The 20,281-nt window shown below is 64.4% G+C and carries 20 protein-coding genes; 8 read left to right on the top strand and 12 right to left on the bottom strand.

Features of this window, described 5'->3' with window-relative positions; genetic code table 11:
* Positions 1-25: 25 nt before the first annotated feature.
* On the bottom strand, positions 26-829 hold the full coding sequence (locus CAG00_RS20295; protein WP_085665196.1) for a hypothetical protein: 804 nt from the start codon (positions 827-829) through the stop codon (positions 26-28).
* A 123-nt stretch (positions 830-952) separates the two neighbouring features.
* On the opposite strand from CAG00_RS20295, the gene thpR reads away from it, so the two are divergent.
* Entirely contained in the window at positions 953-1,498 is a 546-nt protein-coding gene (gene thpR / locus CAG00_RS20290; protein ID WP_085665195.1) for an RNA 2',3'-cyclic phosphodiesterase, read from the top strand.
* A 1-nt stretch (position 1,499) separates the two neighbouring features.
* On the opposite strand, the gene CAG00_RS20285 is transcribed toward thpR, so the two are convergent.
* Positions 1,500-2,096, bottom strand: a complete 597-nt coding sequence (locus CAG00_RS20285) for an NAD(P)H-dependent oxidoreductase (protein ID WP_085665194.1) — start codon at positions 2,094-2,096, stop codon at positions 1,500-1,502.
* A gap of 93 nt (positions 2,097-2,189) precedes the next feature.
* Here CAG00_RS20285 and CAG00_RS20280 point away from each other — a divergent pair, with 93 nt between their 5' ends.
* Positions 2,190-2,786, top strand: coding sequence for a TetR/AcrR family transcriptional regulator (locus CAG00_RS20280; protein WP_085665193.1), 597 nt, complete (start codon positions 2,190-2,192; stop codon positions 2,784-2,786).
* 132 nt (positions 2,787-2,918) lie between these two features.
* On the opposite strand, the gene CAG00_RS20275 is transcribed toward CAG00_RS20280, so the two are convergent.
* Positions 2,919-3,824, bottom strand: coding sequence for an AraC family transcriptional regulator (locus tag CAG00_RS20275; protein ID WP_054572090.1), 906 nt, complete (start codon positions 3,822-3,824; stop codon positions 2,919-2,921).
* A gap of 180 nt (positions 3,825-4,004) precedes the next feature.
* Here CAG00_RS20275 and calA point away from each other — a divergent pair, with 180 nt between their 5' ends.
* Positions 4,005-5,057 carry a vanillin reductase gene (gene calA, locus CAG00_RS20270; protein WP_085615128.1) on the top strand — a complete coding sequence of 351 codons (1,053 nt, stop codon included), beginning with the start codon at positions 4,005-4,007 and terminating at the stop codon, positions 5,055-5,057.
* Between the two features lie 136 nt (positions 5,058-5,193).
* On the opposite strand, the gene CAG00_RS20265 is transcribed toward calA, so the two are convergent.
* A complete protein-coding gene (locus CAG00_RS20265) occupies positions 5,194-6,510 on the bottom strand; it encodes a hypothetical protein (RefSeq protein WP_085665192.1) in 1,317 nt (438 codons plus the stop codon).
* 204 nt (positions 6,511-6,714) lie between these two features.
* Here CAG00_RS20265 and CAG00_RS20260 point away from each other — a divergent pair, with 204 nt between their 5' ends.
* The gene (locus CAG00_RS20260; protein WP_085665191.1) at positions 6,715-7,914 is read left to right on the top strand and encodes a sugar transporter; all 1,200 of its coding nucleotides are present in this window, start codon (positions 6,715-6,717) and stop codon (positions 7,912-7,914) included.
* 172 nt (positions 7,915-8,086) lie between these two features.
* On the opposite strand, the gene CAG00_RS20255 is transcribed toward CAG00_RS20260, so the two are convergent.
* From CAG00_RS20255 to CAG00_RS20245, 3 genes are read right to left on the bottom strand one after another with little or no spacing between them, the layout of a single operon-like run.
* On the bottom strand, positions 8,087-8,671 hold the full coding sequence (locus CAG00_RS20255) for a LysE family translocator (RefSeq protein ID WP_085665190.1): 585 nt from the start codon (positions 8,669-8,671) through the stop codon (positions 8,087-8,089).
* A 50-nt stretch (positions 8,672-8,721) separates the two neighbouring features.
* Positions 8,722-9,552, bottom strand: coding sequence for an AraC family transcriptional regulator (locus tag CAG00_RS20250; RefSeq protein WP_085665189.1), 831 nt, complete (start codon positions 9,550-9,552; stop codon positions 8,722-8,724).
* 47 nt (positions 9,553-9,599) lie between these two features.
* Complete coding sequence (locus tag CAG00_RS20245) at positions 9,600-10,523, bottom strand: LysR family transcriptional regulator (protein WP_085665188.1); 924 nt, start codon at positions 10,521-10,523, stop codon at positions 9,600-9,602.
* A 104-nt stretch (positions 10,524-10,627) separates the two neighbouring features.
* Here CAG00_RS20245 and nfsB point away from each other — a divergent pair, with 104 nt between their 5' ends.
* The 3 genes from nfsB to CAG00_RS20230 all read left to right on the top strand — a co-directional run bounded on the left by nfsB (position 10,628) and on the right by CAG00_RS20230 (position 12,315).
* Positions 10,628-11,281 carry an oxygen-insensitive NAD(P)H nitroreductase gene (nfsB, locus tag CAG00_RS20240; protein ID WP_085665187.1) on the top strand — a complete coding sequence of 218 codons (654 nt, stop codon included), beginning with the start codon at positions 10,628-10,630 and terminating at the stop codon, positions 11,279-11,281.
* Between the two features lie 150 nt (positions 11,282-11,431).
* Positions 11,432-11,881 carry an antitoxin Xre/MbcA/ParS toxin-binding domain-containing protein gene (locus CAG00_RS20235; protein ID WP_013973163.1) on the top strand — a complete coding sequence of 150 codons (450 nt, stop codon included), beginning with the start codon at positions 11,432-11,434 and terminating at the stop codon, positions 11,879-11,881.
* Positions 11,878-12,315 carry an RES family NAD+ phosphorylase gene (locus CAG00_RS20230; protein ID WP_015270851.1) on the top strand — a complete coding sequence of 146 codons (438 nt, stop codon included), beginning with the start codon at positions 11,878-11,880 and terminating at the stop codon, positions 12,313-12,315. Before CAG00_RS20235 ends, CAG00_RS20230 begins: the two co-directional genes overlap by 4 nt.
* Positions 12,316-12,322: 7 nt before the next feature.
* On the opposite strand, the gene CAG00_RS20225 is transcribed toward CAG00_RS20230, so the two are convergent.
* Positions 12,323-13,477, bottom strand: a complete 1,155-nt coding sequence (locus CAG00_RS20225) for a cysteine desulfurase family protein (protein WP_085665186.1) — start codon at positions 13,475-13,477, stop codon at positions 12,323-12,325.
* A 195-nt stretch (positions 13,478-13,672) separates the two neighbouring features.
* Positions 13,673-14,599, bottom strand: coding sequence for a LysR family transcriptional regulator (locus CAG00_RS20220; RefSeq protein ID WP_013973160.1), 927 nt, complete (start codon positions 14,597-14,599; stop codon positions 13,673-13,675).
* 140 nt (positions 14,600-14,739) lie between these two features.
* On the opposite strand from CAG00_RS20220, the gene CAG00_RS20215 reads away from it, so the two are divergent.
* The gene (locus CAG00_RS20215) at positions 14,740-15,969 is read left to right on the top strand and encodes an acyl-CoA dehydrogenase (protein ID WP_085665185.1); all 1,230 of its coding nucleotides are present in this window, start codon (positions 14,740-14,742) and stop codon (positions 15,967-15,969) included.
* Between the two features lie 327 nt (positions 15,970-16,296).
* On the opposite strand, the gene CAG00_RS20210 is transcribed toward CAG00_RS20215, so the two are convergent.
* From CAG00_RS20210 to CAG00_RS20200, 3 genes are all read right to left on the bottom strand, one after another.
* Positions 16,297-17,361 (bottom strand): TerC family protein, encoded by a 1,065-nt coding sequence (locus CAG00_RS20210; RefSeq protein ID WP_085665184.1) that lies wholly within the window; start codon positions 17,359-17,361, stop codon positions 16,297-16,299.
* Between the two features lie 300 nt (positions 17,362-17,661).
* Entirely contained in the window at positions 17,662-18,969 is a 1,308-nt protein-coding gene (locus tag CAG00_RS20205; RefSeq protein WP_085665183.1) for a substrate-binding domain-containing protein, read from the bottom strand.
* A gap of 157 nt (positions 18,970-19,126) precedes the next feature.
* Positions 19,127-20,275: an ABC transporter ATP-binding protein gene (locus CAG00_RS20200; RefSeq protein WP_085665182.1), complete on the bottom strand. Its 1,149-nt coding sequence runs from the start codon at positions 20,273-20,275 to the stop codon at positions 19,127-19,129.
* Positions 20,276-20,281 lie beyond the last annotated feature (6 nt).

Genomic DNA, 20,281 nt, shown 5'->3' with positions numbered 1-20,281 from the left:
GTACCAAGGTCTGCATGGCGATGCATCAGGCCAGAGTAACCTCGATGCTGCCATCGGTGATGCGATGGTCCTTGCCATCGTAGCTGATGACATAATCAGTGAATGTGGCGGTCAGGGTCCTGTTCTCCACGTTCCACTCATGCTGCAGGCGGCCCCCGGTCAGGGGATAGTACAAACCGCCAATCAAGAAGAGCAGGCGTGCATGTTGCTGATTGAACAGCATCATGATGCCTTGGGTCGCGTTGTCCATTTGCTGTTTTGCGGTGAGTCGGATGCGCCCGTCCTCCAACTCCTTGGATTTGATGGTTTGAGCGTCAAGGTTGCCTAGCAAGGGGAATATAGCGGGGTCGAGGTTGGCCTTGACCCAGCCGGTGCCGGAGATGTATTGCGTCGCATGGTCGGCCAGCGACAAGGACAGCGAGCCATCCACGATATCGACCTGGCCCATGGTGTCTACGATGGTGAAGTGGAACGTTGCCACTAGCGCCTTGGTAGTCTGATCCATCTGGACAATTCGGATTTCCCCTTCGGTCGCCCAGCCTGAGCGGCCAATCGAACTCGAGCCGAAATAGGCGTTGATCTCGGCTTTCTCGCCTGGACCGATCTTGTGGGATTCGCCTGTTACCAGGCGGCTTTCCGGGATATTCATGATTATGAAGCTATGAACGTTCTCTGAATTATCCTTGTAATGAGGGGCAAAGAACGAGCAGTTGCCAGAACTGATATTCGTATCTACTTCATTAGCCTTGAACGCGTATTCACGCTGGCCCCACTTCAGTTGCGCTTGCATGGCAGGCTGGGTATTCCGTGTTTGCTGGTGCTGTTTCATGACCGTATCTATGTGATTGAATTGAGGCCTCAGCGTATGGTTTGGGTCTCTGCCCGCGAAACTGACAGACCTGCGGGTTTCCCAACGCATCAGTACGTGCTTTGCATCTCGAGGAGCGGCACGATGACACCGGTCAGCGGACGAATCGAAAAACCATTCAAGCGCCTGTTCTTCGCCTTGCCGGTGAGCGATGCCCAGCGCCGCGCCCTGGCCCAGTGGCGACGTGGCCTGAGCCTGCGCAGCGGCAAGCCAGTGCCGGCCGCCAACTTCCATGTGACACTGCTGTTTCTCGGCGATGTGGATACCGCCCATGTGCCTGCGATTTGCGCGGCGGTCGACCAGCTGGCAGTACCGGCCACGGCACCACGACTGATACTGGACCGCTTGCAGGTGTGGCAGCGGGCCAGCGCCCTGGTGCTGGAGGCGCAACAGACCCCACCGGCCCTGCTGCAACTGGTGTACAGCTTGCAGCAGGCGCTGCTGCCGTTGGGGGTGGAAGCGGCCGACCGCGAGTATCGCCCGCACCTGACGCTGGCCAGGGATTACCGCGGCCAGCCGCCAGAAGCCAGCAGCGCGCCGGATTTCTACCTCGCCGCCCGCCATTTCACACTGTACGAGTCGCGCAAGGGCGCTTACTGGCCATTGGCGCAATGGCCGCTTTCAAGCTGATTCAGGCCATGGCCTCGCAGCCTGCGAACATCTGCTCGCCCAGCGTGCGTGCAGTGTGCAGATGCGCTGCCGGGGCTGCGCCCTCGCTGTCGTCCAGCAGGGTGGAGCTGAGTACTTCGGCGCCGCAGTAGTCGAAAATGCCGTGCTCGATCTGCACATGCATCGCCTTGCCATAGCCGTGACGCTCGAAAGTGCCGCTGTCGGCACCGGCGACGCCGACCAGGTGCACCTTCATGCCTCGCAGCTTCTTGACGGTGATGCCCCCTTCATAATCGAAGGCCCAGCCATTGCTGAACACCCGCTCGACCCAGCCTTTGAGCAAGGCCGGCAGCGACCACCAATAGATGGGGTAGACCAGCACCAACGCATCGGCGCGTTCGATACGCGCCTGCTCCCTGAGTACATCCGCCGGCGGGGCTGCCAGCCTGCGGTGCACCGCATGGTCGGCCAGGCCGAAACGCGGGTCGAAACCTTCACTGGCCAGGTCGGCGATTTCGCTGTCGTGGCCGGCGTTGGCCAGGCCGGCGGCGATCTGTCGGGCCAGGGCATGGGTGAGGGATTGCGGGTCGTGATGACCGACGACGATCAGGGCATGCATGGTGGGCTCTCCAAGATGGGGATGCAGGGTTACCCGGAGCGCTATATACTCAAGGTAAGTTACGTTTAGTAAGTTACTTTTGGTAGGTAAACGATGTCAAGCGATGATCAAGGCCGCTCGCGCAAGCGCCTGAGCCGCGAAGAGCGCCGTCGACAGTTGCTCGATGTGGCCTGGCAGCTGGTACGGGAGGAGGGCACCGATGCCTTGAGCCTGGGGCGTTTGGCCGAGCAGGCGGGGGTGACCAAGCCGGTGGTCTATGACCATTTCGAGACCCGCACCGGGCTGTTGGTGGCGCTGTACCAGCAATACGATGCACGGCAGTCGCGGATGCTGGAGCAGGCGCTGGCGTGTTGTGACGCTAGCCTGGCCAGTCGCGCCGGGGTGATTGCCGAGGCGTATGTGGACTGTGTGATGAGCCAGGGGCTGGAGATACTCGGAGTGTCGGCGGCATTGGCCGGCTCGCCGGAAATGGAAGCGCTGAAGCGGGCCTATGAGCAGCCGTTTCTGGACAAATGCCGTGAGGCGCTGGCCGGGTTTTCGCCCAGAGGCAACATTGGGGTGGCGGGCATGCGCCTGCTGGTGGGGGCGGCGGATGCCTTGTCGCAGGCGGCTGCCGCAGGGGAGCTGGAGGTGGGGCAGGCCAAGGCCGAATTGCGGGCAGCAATAGTGGCGATGGTCGAGCGGCAATGAAGCCTTGAGAGTGCCGGGGCTGCTCTGCAGCCCATCGCCGGCAAGCCGGCTCCCACATCAACCGCATCGGTTTCAAGCCATGTGCAGTCCCTGTGGGAGCCGGCTTGCCGGCGATGGGGCCAGGGCAGGCGATTACACTGGCAGGCTCTGGTACGGCAATTCATCCCCCGGGCTGCGGTCGAACTGGCGCTTGTACTCGCGGCTGAACTGCGAGGTGCTCTGGTACCCCACCCGGTGCGCGGTCTGCGCCACCCCCAGGCCTTCGCCGATCAGCATCTGCTGCGCCTTCAGCAGCCGCAGGCGCTTGAGGTACTGCATTGGTGCCATGTCGGTGCAGCGCTTGAAGTGCTCGTGGAAGGTCGAAACGCTCATGTTGGCGCGCGCGGCCAACGCTTCCACGCTCAGCGGCTCGGTGTAGTGTTCGCGCAGGTGGGCAAGGGCGGCGCCGATGCGGGCGAAGTGCCCTTGTTGCTCCACCAGCGCCCGCAATACGCCCGCCTGTGGGCCGCGCAAGGCGGTGTACAGCACCTCGCGTACCCGCGCCGGCCCCAGCACCTTGGCGTCCACTGGGTCCTGCAGGCAGCGCAGCAGCCGTTCCACGCATTCGCGCATCGGCGCATCGAGTGCCGCCGAGGTCATCGACTGCGGGGTTTGCGCCTGCACAGCGGCATCCGGCGCCAGGGCCATGCTTTGCACCAGTTCACCCAGGACGCCGCGGTCGATGTCCACCGCCACGCCCAGCAACGGTGCTTCGGGGGTGGCGAAGGTTTCGCACATGAACGGCACCGACAGTGCCTGCACCAGGTAATGCCCGGCGCCGTACTCCAGGGTACGCGGCCCCAGGCGCGCCAGCTTGCTGCCCTGGGCCAGGATCATCAGGCTGGGTTCGTAGATCTGCGGGCTGCTGGCCACATAGTGGTCCCAGCTCAGCACCTGCACCTGGGGCAGGTGCGTGGGCACGAAACCCGGGCGCGTGGCGAGACTGCGGATCAGTGTGCAAAGCGGCGCATTGGCGTCGACGTGGCGGGTCAGTTGCATGATGGACCTGGGCAGAGGATCAGACAGTCTGATCATCGCAGAATGAACGCTCGGCGCCAGGTGCTGCATGGCATCTTCGGAGAATCAGGCATCGATGCCGGAGAATCAGCCGTGGGCGAGGCGGCGCATGGCGCGCAGAATGCGCCGCCTGAATCGTTTCACTTCATAGCGAGGCCCTGCATGTACACCGCCATCGGTTACGCCGCCCAGACCCCCACCAGCCCTCTGGCTCCCATGACCTTCGAGCGTCGCAGCCCGCGCCCTGACGACGTCGCCATCGATATCCTGTACTGCGGCGTGTGCCACTCCGACATTCACCAGGCGCGCAACGAATGGGGCATTGCCGTGTACCCGCTGATGCCGGGCCACGAGATCATCGGCCGCGTCACCGCGGTGGGCGACAAAGTGACCGCGCACAAGGTCGGCGACCTGGTCGGCGTTGGCTGCATGGTCGACTCGTGCCGCCACTGCGAAGCCTGTGCCAAGGACCTGGAGCAATATTGCCTGGAAGGCCCGACCATGACCTACGCCACCCCGGACCGGGTCGACGGTAGCAACACCATGGGCGGTTACTCCAGCAGCATCGTGGTCAGCGAGCACTTCGTGGTGCGCATCCCGGCCGGCATGGACCTGCCAAGTGCCGCGCCAATCCTCTGCGCTGGCATCACCACCTATTCGCCGCTCAAGCACCACGGTGTCGGCCCCGGTCACAAGATCGGCATCCTCGGCATGGGCGGCCTGGGCCACATGGCTATCAAGCTGGCCAAGGCCTTGGGCGCCGAAGTGACCCTGTTCACCCGTTCCCAGGCCAAGGCCGAGGAAGCCCGTCGCCAGGGTGCCGACCATGTGATCGTGTCCACCGATGCCGAGCAGATGCACGCCGCGGCGGGCCGTTTCGACTTCCTGCTCGACACCATCCCGGTGCAGCACGACCTCAACCCGTACCTGGAAACCCTGAAATTCGATGGCGTGCACATTCTGGTTGGCCTGATCGAGCCGATCGACCCGGCGGTGCATGCGGCCAATCTGGTAATGAAGCGCCGGGTGCTGGCGGGGTCGTTGATCGGTGGTATTGCCGAGACCCAGGAAGTGCTGGACTTCTGTGCCGAGCACGCGATTCGTTGTGATATCGAGTTGCTGGATATCCGCAACATCAACCAGGCGTATGAGCGGATGATTGCCGGGGACGTGAAGTACCGGTTCGTGATCGATATGGCTACTTTGCAGGGCTGATGGTTGCCTGCCCCGGCCTATTCGCGGGTGAACCCGCTCCCACAGGTACTGCACAGACTTCGTAAGCTGTGATTTACCTGTGGGAGCGGGCGAGCCCGCGAATAGGCCAGTACAGGCAATGAAAATGCTGGATCTGTTACCAGGCCAATGCCCTGTCCCAGCCTTTCCAGAACAACCACCGCCGTACCTCGCCATGCGCCCCGGTACCGATCTGCCAGGCCGGCCGCCCGTTGTCCAGGGCAATCACCGAAACGAACCCGGCATGGCTCGCCGCTACCAGCGTACGCCCGTCCGCACTGATATCCAGCGCACTGATGGTCGACCCCAGGTAATGCTGCCAATGCTCCATGCCGTCTTCGCCAAATGCCCGCAGGTAACCATAGGCATCCCCCACGATGTACTCCCCGTCGCGCGCCACGCCGGCATACACCCGTGCGCCATCCTGTACCAGCGGGGTACGCGGGTCCTGGCTGTAGTAGTCGGTATCCAGCCCCGGCAAGTCGGCCACCCTGACAGCCAGCGTGGCACCGCTGTAGAAATGGCAGGCATTGACTATCAACTGGTCACCCGCGCGATTGAACAGCGCAAAGTGCGGATACTCGCTGGCCGGGCCGATTGCCGCCACGGGCCTGAGCTGGTCGTCCAGCACCAGGTGACGGCTGCCTTGCTCGCCGACCACGATCAACCGGCCATCCGCCGACACCGCACCGTGCTCCATGCTCAGCCCGAGGCTGATGTCGTCGGGGTCGGTGCCTTCGTCCAGCTCGTCGAGCACCCGCGCCTGGTGCGGCAGCAGGCGGGTCGCACCGTGGCGCGTCAGCAGGAAGATACCCTCGGCACTCACCAGCAGCACCCGCTGACCATCCGGGAAGGGGATCAGCGCGGTCGGCGTGGGCGGTAGGTCGAACGGCTCGAACGGGTAACCCGGCGGCAACCCCTCCAGCCCCGTGGGCCAGGCCAGGCGCAGCACCTGCGGGCCGCCCCAGCCATCGGTCACGCGTATGCCCTCGGCATTGGCCAGGGCGAAATAGCGGCGGGCCGGGCAACGGCCGAAGTGATCGACGCCGATCACCGGGGTCACCCCGACAGCGTCGATGCGCACTACCTGTCCTTTGTCATGCGGCATGCCGATGCGTGCCAGCAGGCAGCCATCCTCCAGCAGCAGGACGTTGCCGATGCCTTGCCCGTGCTCCTTGATCAGCGGCAGCAATGGGTGATGGGCGGGCGGCCAGGCTTCGCGGAAGGCTTGCTGTTCGAAGGCTTCGACGCCAGGCCGGTTGGCGGCTTGCAGGGCTTGCAGCCAGGCATCGAGCAAATGCTCGGTGGCTTGCGGCAGGGGCTCTTCGAGGTCATCCCAGCCTTGCGCGCGGCCCTGCGCGACATAGTCGTTGACGGCCTGGGCATAGGCGGTGACCGCCTGCTGCCACTGCTGCTGGGAGTGCTGCTGGTCCATGAGCGGATCGGGCTCCTTGTTGCATACGCGTTCGCACAAAGCGCGCATGTTACTCCTTCTGCCCGCCTCGCGGTTGTGAGCCCCCGGCTTGACGCGTACCATGCCGGGCATTCCTTCCAATAACAAAGCGTGCGTCCACACCCCGGCAAGCGGGTGGCTGGCGTGCGTCCTGTTGCCTTGCCTGCGGAGAAGCGGTTTGCACCCATGAACGGACCCACACCCACCAACATGCCACCCACGGCGGGTAGCGGCAGCTGGCTGAGCGTCATTGCCCTGGCCCTGGCGGCCTTCATCTTCAACACCACCGAGTTCGTCCCGGTGGCGCTGCTCAGCGACATTGGCCGCAGCTTCGACATGAGCACCGCGCAGGTCGGCCTGATGCTGACCATCTACGCCTGGGTGGTGGCGCTGGCCTCGCTGCCGATGATGCTGCTGACCCGCAACATCGAGCGGCGGCGCCTGTTGCTGTTAGTGTTCCTGGTGTTCATCGTCAGCCACCTGCTGTCGTGGCTGTCACAGAGCTTTGCCATGTTGCTGGTCAGCCGCATCGGTATTGCCCTGGCGCATGCGGTGTTCTGGGCCATCACGGCGTCCCTGGCGGTGCGCGTGGCGCCGCCAGGGCAGCAGGCCAAGGCGTTGGGCCTTTTGGCCACTGGCACCACCCTGGCCATGGTCCTGGGCATCCCGCTGGGCCGCGTGGTGGGCGAAGCGCTGGGCTGGCGCATCACCTTCCTGAGCATTGCCGGGGTGGCGCTGGCGACCATGCTGTGCCTGATGAAGTCGCTGCCGCTGCTGCCCAGCCAGAACTCGGGCTCGCTGCGCAGCCTGCCGATCCTGTTCAAGCGCCCGGCGCTGGTGATCACCTATGTGCTGGTGACGCTGGTGATTACCGCGCAGTTCACTGCCTACAGCTACATCGAGCCGTTCGCCCTGCACGTGGCGCAGATAGGCGGTGAGCGCACCACGTTGTTGCTGCTGCTGTTCGGCGGTGCCGGGGTGTTCGGCTCATTGCTGTTCAGCCGTTACAGCGACCGCTTCCCGCATGGCTTCCTGGTAGGGTCGATCGGCCTGCTGGCGGCGTGCCTTTTGCTGCTGTTGCCGCTGTCGGGCAACTTCTACATGTTTGCCGTGTTGAGCATGTTCTGGGGTGTGGCGATCCTCAGTTTCAGCCTATCGCTGCAGTCCAAAACCTTGAAGCTGGCGTCCGATGCCACCGATGTGGCCATGGCGCTGTTCTCGGGTATCTACAACATCGGTATTGGCGGTGGTGCGTTGCTGGGCAGTATCGTCAGCAGCCAGCTGGACGTGGCGGATATCGGCCTGGTGGGCGGTAGCGTGGCGGTGGCCGGGTTGCTGCTGGCGGTGGCCAGCACCCGGCGGTTCCGCGAGGCGCTGACGCACTGATCTGGGGCTGGCGCGTTCTTTGTAGGAGCGGCCTTGTGTCGCGATGGGGCGCGCAGCGGCCCCGGATTTCAGCGTTACAGCGGATATCGCCGGGGGCCGCTGCGCGCCCCATCGCGACACAAGGCCGCTCCTACAGGTCCTCTGCAGGCCTGTAGGAACACCTGTTGCAGGCTCAAGCCAGTACGGCAGCCCACGCAGAAATCAACAACACCCCCGCCAACACCTGGTTGAACACCCGCAACCGCCGCGGTGCCTGTAACCATCGCGCGCTGCCCACCCCCAGCAGCGCCCACGCCGCCATGCAGGGCAGGGCAATCAGCAAGAACACCAGCGCCAGCTGCCATACCGGCAACGACGGCGCGGCAAACACCCCGACCACCGCCACGGCCATCAACCACACCTTGGGGTTCACCACCTGCAACGAGGCTGCACTGAGTGCACTGAAGCCTTGCGCCGTAGGCGCCTGCAGCGGGGCGGCAGCACTGCGCAGCATCTTCCACGCCAGCCAGCTCAACCACAAAACCCCGGCCCAGCTCATCAACTGCTGGGTCAGCGGGTGGCGCAGCAGTAGTTCACCCAGCCCCAGGCCCACCATCAGCACGATCGCTGCTGCTGCACCGCAGGCCGCCACGATCGGCGCCAGGCTCGCGCGCAGGCCAACGCGGGCGCCATGGGCGAGTATCAACAGGTTGGTCGGCCCCGGGCTGATGCTGGACACCAGGGCAAACAGGATGAAGGGCAACAACGACTGCGACATGATCAAGGGCTCCGGATAAACGAAGCACCATGCTCGCTGCCTGCCGCCTTTCAGTCTGGAAGGTTTGAGCAGCGCCTGCGGTAGTCGGCCGGGGTCAGCTGGTAGGCACGGCGGAACCAGCGCCCCAGGTGGCTCTGGTCGGCAAAGCCCAGGGCCATGGCCACTTCGGTGGGTGTCTGGCCTCGGGCGAGCAGGCGCCGCGCCCGGGCCAGGCGCAGCTGGATCAGATAGGCATGTGGCGCCAGGCCGAATGCGGCCTTGAACGCACGGGTCAGGCGGAAGCGGTCGATGCCACAGGCCTGGGCCAGGTCTTCCAGGCCGATGTCGCGCTCCAGGTTGGCGTGCAGGTAATCCCGTGCGCGCTGCGCGGTCAGCGGCAGGCGCGGGTCCGGGTTCAGGCGCCGGCGCCAGTGCAGGTGGCGGGTCAGGCAGGCCAGCAGGTCGTCCATGGCCGTCTGCCGGACAATGCGCAAGTCCTGGGTATGCACGGCCTGGAAGGTGAGGGCAGTGGCACGCGCCAGGCGCTCATCGTGGCACAAGGTATCGGCGAAGCTGGGCAGGCTGTCGCTTGGCGCGTGTTCGAACAGTGCCCGCAGTTGGCTGTCCACCCAGGTGGGTTCCAGGTACAGGGTCGAATAGGTGAAGCCGTCCTCGGTGGGCGCATGGCCGTCATGGATTTCACCGGGCTCCAGCAGGAACACGTGCCCCGGCGTGCTGCGATGGCGTACTCGTCGGCAATCGAATTGCTGCACACCCTGCTCGGTAACGCCAACCAGGAAGCTGTCGTGCCAGTGCGGGTCGTAGGCATGCCCGACGAAATGCGCGCGGACCGACTCGATGCCGGTGTCGGCGTCTTGCTTGAGGTCGATCCAGTTGCTCATGGGGGCGTGCCGTGGCAGAAATCGCTACCTTAGCGCAACGGCCAGGCTCAGTCTGGAACGATTGTGCAGCCGTTGGTCAGTGCCCGGTTACGCAAGGCCTCGAAGCGTTCGCGCAGCCACAGGTGCAGTTGCGCCACCGCGGGCGTGAGCTGCTTGCGGTGCGGGCACACCAGGGTGACCGGGGCGGGCTCACCGAGGTGATCGGGGAGGATGATTTCCAGCTCGCCGGCCGCGATGTTGGCGCTTACGTCCAGCCACGACTTGTAGACGATGCCTTCGCCCTGCAAGGCCAGGCGGCGGATCACGTCGGCATCGTCGCTGACCAGTGGCCCGCGCACCTGCACGGTGCGGTTGCCCACCCGCCACTTGTCGTAGACCCGGTTGTGCTGCATGTACAGCAGGCAGGCGTGCTGCTGCAGGGCATCGGGCGTGAGCGGGCGGCCGTGACGGGCCAGGTAGTCGGGCGCGGCCACCAGCACCCGGCGGTTCCAGTCGGCCAGCGGCAGGGCAATATAGTTGGCGTCCTGGTTGAGGCCATAGCGGATCGCCACATCTACCGGGTCGCGGTTGAGGTCGGCGATCTGGTCGGACAGGAAGAAGCGCAGGTGTAGGGCCGGGTGCTCGCGGCGGAAGGCGCTCAGCCACGGCAGCAGCATGTTGCGGCCCAGGTCGGACGGTGCCGACACCTGCAGGGTACCGCGCAGGGTGTTGGCGTTGCCATGCAGGTCTTCACGCCCCTGGCGCAGGCTCTCCAGCACATTCAGGGCAGTAGGCAGGTACAGCTCGCCTTCGGCAGTCAGGCGCAGGCTGCGGGTGGTGCGGGCGAACAGGCGCACATCCAGGTCGCGCTCCAGGCGCTTGATCGCGGCGGCCACCTGGCCCGGTAGCAGTTCGGCCTCGTGGGCGGCGGCGGTGAAGCTGCCCAGCACGCTGCTGCGGACGAACAGTTCGAGGTCGGCGATGCGCAGCATTTTCACTCCTGGGATGAAAGTGTTGCTGCATTGTGCCGGTTTTTCTTTTCTGCAGGAAAGATAAGATGCCCGGCAAATCCCCTGTTCATTCCCGGAGTTGTTGCATGGATACCGTCTCGCTGGCCAAGCGCCGCTACACCACCAAAGCCTACGACGCCTCGCGCCGTATTCCCCAGGCCACTGTCGATGCCTTGCTCGAACAACTGCGTCACAGCCCGTCCTCGGTCAACTCGCAGCCGTGGCATTTCATCGTTGCCGACAGCGTCGAAGGCAAGGCCCGCCTGGCCAAGAGCACCACAGAGCGCTATGCCTACAATTCGCCGAAGATCCTCGATGCCTCGCATGTGATCGTGTTCTGCACCCGCACCGAAATGACCGAAGCGCACCTGAATGCCGTGCTCGACCAGGAAGCTGCCGATGGCCGCTTCCGCGATGATCAGGCGCGTGCCGGGCAGAACCAGAGCCGCCGGCATTACGTCGACCTGCACCGCTTTGACCAGAAGGACGTGCAGCACTGGATGGAAAAGCAGACCTACCTGGCGCTGGGTACTGCCTTGCTGGGGGCTGCGGCACATGGGCTGGATGCCACGCCGATCGAAGGCTTCGACAGCAAGATTCTCGATGCCGAGCTGGGCTTGCGCGAGCGTGGCTTCACCAGTGTGGTCATTCTCAGCCTGGGCTATCGCAGCGAGACGGACTTCAACGCTGGCTTGAACAAGTCGCGGTTGCCGGCTTCGCAGGTGTTCACCTTCCTGTGAGATTGCCCGGGGCCGCCCTGCGGCCCTTTCGCGGCGCAAGGCCGCTCCCACAGGATGGCATCGCCTTCAAGGCTTTCACAGGCCTCGTGAACTGGCATATGTCCGGCATATGCCGCATACTTGTCGGCAAACGCCGGAAAGGAGAGCGCCATGCTTGCCGAAGTGCTTCGCGACAACGGTTACCACGAGTACCGGGCGCGCCTGCATGCACTGCTGGAAATCCCCGAACTCGCCAGTGACTTCGAAATCCACACCCGCATCACCCATGGCTTCGCTGCCACCTGGCTGGTGAAACTGACCGAACTCGGCGTGTTCACCCCTGTGGAGCGTGACCAGATCATTCCCCTGCGCACGCTGAAAACCCGCATCGAACGTGACCAGCCACTGACCGTGGAAGAAAGCGACCGGCTGTTCCGCTCGGCCCATATCACCGCCATGGCCGAAGCCGTGTTCGGTGAGGCGGGCAAGGCCAAGCGCTGGCTGTCCAAGCCCAAGGAGCGCTTCTCGGGGCTGACGCCGATGCAGATGCTCACCACCCAGCAGGGCACCACTCAGGTCGAAGAGATGTTGCTGCAGATCGCCGAGGGCTTCGGCCTGTGATTCTGTGGCGTATCAGCGCCTATGCAGACTTGAGCGGAACGGGCGGCTTGCGTGTCAGCGGCCGCTGGCACCAGGCGGGTCGGCCAGTGGTGTATGCCGCCACCAGCCCGGCCGGTGCAATGCTGGAGGTGCTCGTGCACCTGGAGATCGACCCTGAGGATTTCCCCACCACCATGCGGCTGCTGCGTATCGAGTTGCCCGACACCGTTTCGCAAGCGCAGTTGCCCGCCTTGCAGCCTGGCTGGTCGAGCCAGACCGAACTGACCCGGGGCCTGGGCAACCGCTTTCTGGATGAGTGCTCGGCATTGCTGTTGCCGGTGCCGAGCGCGATCATGCCCAGCACCACCAATTACCTGTTCAACCCGCGCCATCCGCAGGCAAACAGCGCCAGGCTCGAGGTCGAGGACTTCACCCCGGACAGCCGGCTGTTCTAGGGCCGGTTCACCAAAGTGCCGCTGATGCCGCTGTCAGCACCCGGCCAAACACTTCGAGCGCCTTGTCCACTTCAGCGTCGTTGCTGAAACGCCCGATGCTCAGCCGCACGCTGTTGCGTGCCTGGCGTTCATCCAGCCCCAGCGCGAGCAGCACATGCGAGGCCGCATTGCTCGCCGAGTTGCAGGCCGAGGTGGTCGACAACGCCAGCTCACTGGCCAGCGCCGCGCTGTTGAAACCCTTGCTGTCGATACACAGGTTCAGCGTATGGGGAATGCGCTGGTTGGCGCAGCCGTTGAGGGTGACGCCGGGCAGGGCCAGCAGGCCTTCGCGCAGGCGCCTGGCCAGTTGCTCGAGGCGCAGGTGTTCGCTGTCGCCGGGCTGGCCGGCCAGGGCAAAGGCGCTGCCCATGCCGGCAATCTGGTGGGTCGCCAGGGTGCCGGAGCGCAGGCCTTGCTCATGGCCGCCGCCGTGCATCTGCGCACGCATCAGCGTGCGGGCGCGTGGCCCGACGTAGAGCGCACCGATGCCCTTGGGCCCATACACCTTGTGCGCCGAGAACGACATCAGGTCCACGGCCATGGCGCTCAGGTCGATGGCCAGTTTGCCCACCGCCTGCGCCGCATCCACGTGCAGCAGGGCACCGTGGGCACGTACCTGTTCGCCAATCGCGGCAAAGTCGGTGATCGTGCCCAGTTCATTGTTCACCGCCATCAGCGAAATCAGGCGGGTGTCGGCGCGCAACGCTGCCTGCACCGCCGCAGGCTGAATCAGGCCGACGGCATCCGGTGCCAGGCGGGTAACGGCCCAGCCCTGGCGCTCCAGTTCGGCCACCGTGTCGAGCACGGCCTTGTGTTCCAGTTGGCTGGTGATCAGGTGCCCGGGTTTGCCGAGACCCTGGGCAATGCCCTTGAGCGCCAGGTTGTTGGACTCGGTCGCACCTGAGGTCCAGATCAGTGCATCGGCCTGTGCGCCGACGCGTTCGGCCACTTGCTGGCGGGCCTGCTCCACGGCGTGGCGGGCGGCCTGGCCGAAGGCATGGCCACTGGACGCCGGGTTGCCGAAGTTGGCCTGGCTGCCAAGGCAGGCGAGCATGGTTTCGATGACCCGGTCGTCGACCGGAGTGGTGGCGGCGTAATCGAAGTAGAGCGGGGCGCTGGGCATTGGGGCGGGTCCGTTTCTGTCGCCGTGAAATCGGCGATCGTTGGGGCAAGCGTACCCGCTGTTCGAGAGACATTTTTTCCCTTCCAGCGGCTCTATTCTCAGGATGTGCAATAAAAATTTCTCTTTATTGAACTTTTCCTGGAAAATTTTTCTCCGCATCGCGAGGGGCTCAGCAAAGGCCCCTCGTCAGCCTCTTCAGGCTGGTTCCAAGGCCCTCTCTTCCTCGGCCACCACACGTTCGCACAACTCGGTGATCTGCTCGCGCATCCAGCGGTTGGCCGGGTCCTGATCGGTGCTTTCATGCCAGTACAGGTGCGTTTCCAGCGCAGGCACCTCCACCGGCAGTGGCTGGTAACGCAACTGATGGCGGCGGGCGAAGCGCTCGGGGACGGTCATCGCCATGTCGGTCTGCTGCAACACCTGCGAGGCCATCAGGTAGTGCTGCGAGCGCAAGGCAACCTTGCGCTGCACGCCCATCTTGCCCAGGGCCAGGTCGACATAGCCCAGGCCGTTGCGGCGGCTGGAGATATGGATGTGGGTCATGCCCAGGTAGTTGTCGAGGGTCAGCTTGCTGTCGGCCAGCGGGTGGCCCTGGCGCAGGGCGCAGACATAGCGGTCTTGCATCAGTTTGACGTGGCGTACCTGCGGGTCGGTGTTCAACGGTGCGTCGATGGCGAAGTCCAGGCGGCCGGCGGCGAGTTCCTTGGTGGTCTCGCGGCGCTTGCACAAAAAGCTTTCGATCAGCACCGCCGGCGCCAGGCGGCGCAAGCGCTGGAACAGCGGCGGCAGGATCACCGCTTCGGTCAGGTCGGTCATGCTGATGCGGAAGGTCTTGTTGGCCTGTTGCGGGTTGAAGATGCGGCTTTCCTGCACCGAGGTGCGCAGCAGTGCCAGGGCGTTGCGCACCGGGCCGATGATGTTCTGCGCCATGGGCGTGGGCACCATGCCTTGCGCGGTACGCACGAACAGCGGGTCGTTGAAGGTTTCGCGCAGCCGCGAAAGGGCGTTGGACACTGCCGGCTGGGTGATGCCGACGATCTGCCCGGCGCGGGTCAGGTTGGCTTCGGTGTAGATCGCATCGAACACGATGAACAGGTTGAGGTCGACCTTGCTGAGGTTCATGGGCGCCGCTCTTTGTTGGAATTATGGGCCGATCATATATCGGTTATGAATGTTTATACACGCGGAAAATAGACTAGGTGGATGGGGCCGTGCTGCTCTAGGCTCTGGCCCATGTACTCCGAACCGTGAAGGTAGCCCCGATGGATTTCGCCTATTCGCCCAAGGTCCAGGCACTGCGTGAGCGCGTCAGCGCGTTCATGGACGCCTATGTCTACCCCGCCGAGGCGGTGTTCGAGCGCCAGGTCGCCGAGGGCGACCGCTGGCAGCCCACCGCGATCATGGAAGAACTCAAGGCCAAGGCCCGCGCCGAAGGGCTGTGGAACCTGTTTCTGCCCGAATCGGAATACGGTGCCGGCCTGAGCAACCTGGAATACGCCCCGCTGGCAGAAATCATGGGCCGTTCGTTGCTCGGTCCGGAGCCGTTCAACTGTTCGGCGCCAGACACCGGCAACATGGAAGTGCTGGTGCGCTATGGCAGCGAAGCGCAGAAGCGCCAGTGGCTGGAGCCGCTGCTGCGTGGCGAGATCCGATCGGCGTTCGCCATGACCGAACCGGACGTGGCCTCCTCGGATGCCACCAACATGGCCGCCACCGCCGTGCGTGACGGTGACCAATGGGTAATCAACGGCCGCAAGTGGTGGACCTCCGGCGCTTGCGACCCGCGCTGCAAGGTGATGATCTTCATGGGCCTGTCCGACCCAGAAGGGCCACGCCACCAGCAGCACTCGATGGTACTGGTGCCCACCGATACGCCTGGGGTGAAGATTGTCCGCCCGCTGCCGGTGTTCGGCTATGACGATGCTCCCCATGGCCACGCCGAGGTGCTCTTCGAGAACGTGCGGGTGCCGTATGAGAACGTGATCCTGGGTGAGGGCCGTGGCTTCGAGATTGCCCAGGGGCGCCTTGGCCCCGGCCGTATCCACCACTGCATGCGCTCGATCGGCATGGCCGAGCGCGCGCTGGAACTGATGTGCAAGCGCTCGGTGGAGCGTACCGCCTTCGGCCGGCCACTGGCGCGTCTGGGCGGCAACGTCGACAAGATCGCCGACTCGCGCATGGAGATCGACATGGCCCGGCTGCTGACGTTGAAAGCGGCGTACATGATGGACACGGTCGGCAACAAGGTCGCCCGCAGCGAGATTGCGCAGATCAAGGTAGTGGCGCCGAACGTGGCACTGAAGGTGATCGACCGGGCGATCCAGATTCATGGCGGGGCAGGGGTAAGTGGCGATTTCCCGCTGGCTTACATGTACGCCATGCAGCGCACCTTGCGCCTGGCCGACGGACCGGATGAAGTGCACCGGGCGGCGATTGGCAAGTATGAGATTGGCAAGTATGTGCCGGCGGAGATGATGCGTAGCGGGCGGTGATTTTTGCCCGCTTGTTCCGGCCTCTTCGCGGGCTTGCCCGCTCTCATGGAACTGCACATAACTCATTGAATTAGCAGGGGCCCTGTGGGAGCGGCTTTAGCCGCGAACACCGGCGCAGCCGGTGCCATGCACCGCGTTGGATTCTTCGCGGCTAAAGCCGCTCCCACAGGGTACAAGGATCGCTTGCGAGTTCAGTTTTCTGTGCGACAGCGCAGCCCAAAGGGCTGGGCAATCTCCCACAGGTACTGTGCCGCCTCCAAGCTGTGCGCAATACCTGTGGGAGCGGGCAAGCTCGCGAAGAGGCCCTTGAAGGCTCACTCTGGATGGTCAGACCCGCATCTGCGGGTCTTCCTCCTTCTCGCTGACTGTGCGATCGGCATTTGAAGGCTGTCTGGATTGAGTACCCTTGATTTCCGGCTTCTCCCCCCGCGTCTTGACCAGCGAAACCACCACCCCACCCAGCAACAACCCGAACGTCACCCCCAACGACAGCAACGCCGGCACCTTGCCCACCATGCCGTGGTAGAAGATCTTGCAGCCAATGAAGATCAGCACCAGCGCCAGCGCATACTTGAGGTAAACGAACCGGTGCATCAGCGCCGCCAGCGCAAAATACAGCGAGCGCAAGCCGAGGATGGCGAAGATGTTCGAGGTATAGACGATGAACGGGTCCTGGGTGATGGCGAAGATTGCCGGGACGCTGTCGACGGCGAATACCAGGTCGGCCAGTTCGATCAGCACCAGCGCCATGAACAGCGGGGTGGCATGGCGTAGCGCCTTGTGCTGCCCGGGCGGGGTCTGCTGCACGAAGAAGTGCGAGCCGTGGATCTGCTCGGTGACCCGCATGTGCCGGCGCACGAACTTCAGGATCGGGTTGTTGGCCAGGTCGGGGCGGCTGTCCTCCTTCGACAGCGCCATCTTCACCCCGGTAAACAGCAGGAAGGCACCGAAGATATACAGTACCCAGGCGAAGTTCTGCACCAGCGCCGCGCCCACGCCGATCATGATCGCCCGCAGGAACACCACCCCGAGGATGCCCCAGAACAGCACGCGGTGCTGGTAGCGGCGGGGGATGGCGAAATAGCTGAAGATCATCGCCATGACGAACACGTTGTCCATCGACAGCGACTGCTCGACCAGGAAGCCGGTGTAGAACTCCAGCGCCGACTGCGCGCCCAACTGGTACCAGACCCCGGCGCCGAACAGCACGCCGACGCTGAAATAGCCCGAATACAGCAGCAGGCTCTCGCGCATTTCGATTTCCCGGTCGTGGCGGTGCAGCACGCCCAGGTCGAGTACCAGCAAACCGATGACGATGGCCATGAACACCAGCCACAACCAGGTGCTGGTACCGAGGAACGGGGTGGTGAGGAATGTGTGTAGAGCTGTCATGAGCCCCTCCTTGAATGTCGACGTTGCATGGCAACAGTGATCCGACATGGCGGCCTGGCAGCCGTCAGAGGGGCCCGGTATCACATGGGCTTGAGCCTAGACCCGTTTGCCGGTGATGCCGAATGGGGAGCTGTTACATTTCTTTGCCAGGGCGCTGTGTAGGAGCGGCCTTGTGTCGCGAACGGGGTGCGCAGCGCCCCCACGGTCTTGGCATCGCCACAGAATTGCCGGGGCCGCTTTGCGGCCCTTTCGCGACACAAGGACGCTCCTACACCGGTCAGGCCAGAGCAGGCCTACCGTTCAATAAACCCACACTTCCACCCGGCGATTACGCAGTCGCCCTTGCTCCAGTTCGTTCCCTGCCACTGGCAGTTCATCCCCCATCCCCGTCACCTCCAGCACCTCCACGCCATCGCGCGCCAGCTCACGACGCACCGCCTGTGCCCGCAGGCGGGAGAGCAGGGCGGCGCGGCCGGGTGTCTCCTTGGGGTCGCCAAAGCCCACCAGCACCGCCTTGCGCCGCAACTTGCCCGCTTGGCGCAGGTAGTCGGCCACCCGCTGCACATCGCGCAGGGCCTTGTTGTCGAGGCTGGCGCTGCCTTCCTGGAAGCGGAAGTTAACGCTCAACCGCTGCGCCTGCTGGGCCAGGGTGCGATAGCGCGGCGGCATGTCGGCCTGGGGGTCTACAGGTTGGGCCTCGATCTGCTGCGCAACGAAACCCTGCTGGGCGACGATCGCCTGGCCCGCCGGGCTCTGAGCGAAATCGGCCAGGGCCTTGGCCTGGGGCTTGGGGTTGGCCGGCAGGTAGAAGTACAGGCGCCGCGATAGCGGGTAATCCTCGCTGGCCACCAGTGCACGCTCCGGCAGCATGGCCGGCGCGTCACCTTCGGCCACCGCCAGCACCTTGGCCCCATGCACCGCCGCCAGGCTGCTGAAACCGATGGCCTGGCGGTCGGTGCTCACTCGCGCGGCCAGCTCGTCGCTGGACTCGAAGCGTTGGGCCTTGGGCGAAAGCTCGCCGTGCTGAAGCTCCAGCACCAGTGCCTTGAAGGTCTCAAAGGTACCGGAGCGGTCGTCACGGGCGTAAAGGTGGATGGCCCCGCCGGCAACACCCAATTGCTCCCAGCGCTGGATCTGCCCGGCAAAGATCTGTGCCAGTTGCCCTGTGGTGAGCTGTGGCAGCGGGTTGTCGGGGTGAACGATGACGGCAACGCCATCCAGGCCGATGACCTGTTCGGCGGCAGCGGCGCGCAGGTCGCCCAAAGCCTGCAGTTGGCTTGCTTCGTTGTCGTTGATCGGCCGCGACGCGGCGGCCAGGTCGGCCTCGCCATGGCCCAGGGCGACGAAGCCGGTGCTGGAACCGTGTGCGGCGATGTCGATGCGCAAAGGCTGGCCACGCGTATCGCGAGCGGTGATGACAGTCTCGTTGGCCAGCTTGCCCGGGTATTGTTCGATGGCGGTAGCTTGCTGTGCGCGCAGTTGCCCTTGCACCAGCGCTGGCAGCAAGGCCGCGCCGATGGTGTTGGAACCTTGCACGCGCAGGTGAGCGGGCTCGGCCAGGGTCGCCAGCGGCAGCAGGGTGAGCAGCAAGACAAGCAGGCGGGGCATGCCGGAAGGCCTATGGCATAGAGATGGCCGGCAGATTACGACAGTGGCGTGATGATAATGTGACGGTGTTGTTCACATCTTGGGTTGTGCGGCGCCTGGTAGATCGAGCGCCGCCCGCGCGGCGCTCGATCTGCCAGGCGTCGCAGCACTCAAGATGCTAATGCGCCCCGGCAGACTTGCTCAGGTCACTTTCTGCCCACTCGGTATAGATGCACGCATCCGCCACCGCCCAGCGCACCTTCACGGTATCCCCCGGCTGCATCGGCATGCCCGCCGCCGACAAAGCCTTGACCATCAGCTCGGTACCGCCCGCGGTCACCACATGGCAGGTCTGGCTCTCGCCCAGGAACAGCACTTCGCCAACCTTGGCGCTGACCTCGTTCCAGCCCGCCGGCAGCGGCTCGCGCGCGGCCTGTTCGGCGGTCAGGGCCAAGGCCTTTTCCGGGCGCACCATGATCAGTGCATCCTGCGAGGCGGCCAGGCCCGGGGTCAGGCGGATGGCTACAGGCTGGCCCTCGAAGTTGCCCGCGCCATTGCTGCTGGCCTTGATCCGCAGGAAGTTGGAGTTGCCCAGGAACGAGGCGACGAAGGCATTCGGCGGGTTCTGGTACAGGTCGTAACCGGTGCCCAGGCCGACGATCTTGCCATGGCTGAAGATGGCGATGCGCTGGGACAGGCGCATGGCTTCTTCCTGGTCGTGGGTGACGTAGACGATGGTGATGCCCAGGCGCCGGTGCAACTGGCGCAGTTCATCCTGCAGGTCTTCGCGCAGTTTCTTGTCCAGCGCGCCGAGCGGTTCGTCCATCAGCAGGATGCGCGGTTCGTACACCAGCGCCCGGGCAATCGCCACGCGCTGCTGCTGGCCACCGGACATCTGCGACGGCTTGCGGTGGGCGAACTTCTCCAGCTGCACCAGCTTGAGCATGGCGTCGACGCGCTTGCTGGTTTCGCTGGCGCCGAGCTTGCGAATGGCCAGCGGAAAGCCGATGTTGTCGCGCACGTTCAGGTGCGGGAACAGCGAATAGCGCTGGAACACCATGCCAATGTCACGCTTGTGTGGCGGCACGTTGACCAGTGACTGGCCATCGACCAGGATCTCGCCGCTGCTCGGTGTTTCGAAGCCGGCCAGCATCGACAGGGTGGTGGACTTGCCCGACCCGCTGGAGCCGAGGAAGGTCAGGAACTCGCCGTCCTGGATTTCCAGGTCGAGGTTGTCCACGGCGGTGAAGTCGCCGTAGTGCTTGTTCAGGCCGCGCAGGCTGACCAGGGTCTTGCCGTGCGCGTTGTCTTTGATCACTGCACTCATTGTTGT

This window comes from Pseudomonas sp. B5(2017) (assembly GCF_002112825.1).
Classification (GTDB): Bacteria; Pseudomonadota; Gammaproteobacteria; order Pseudomonadales; family Pseudomonadaceae; genus Aquipseudomonas; species Aquipseudomonas putida_Z.
Note: the sequence above shows the minus strand (reverse complement) of the source record. Positions and strands in the feature narration are given on the sequence as shown.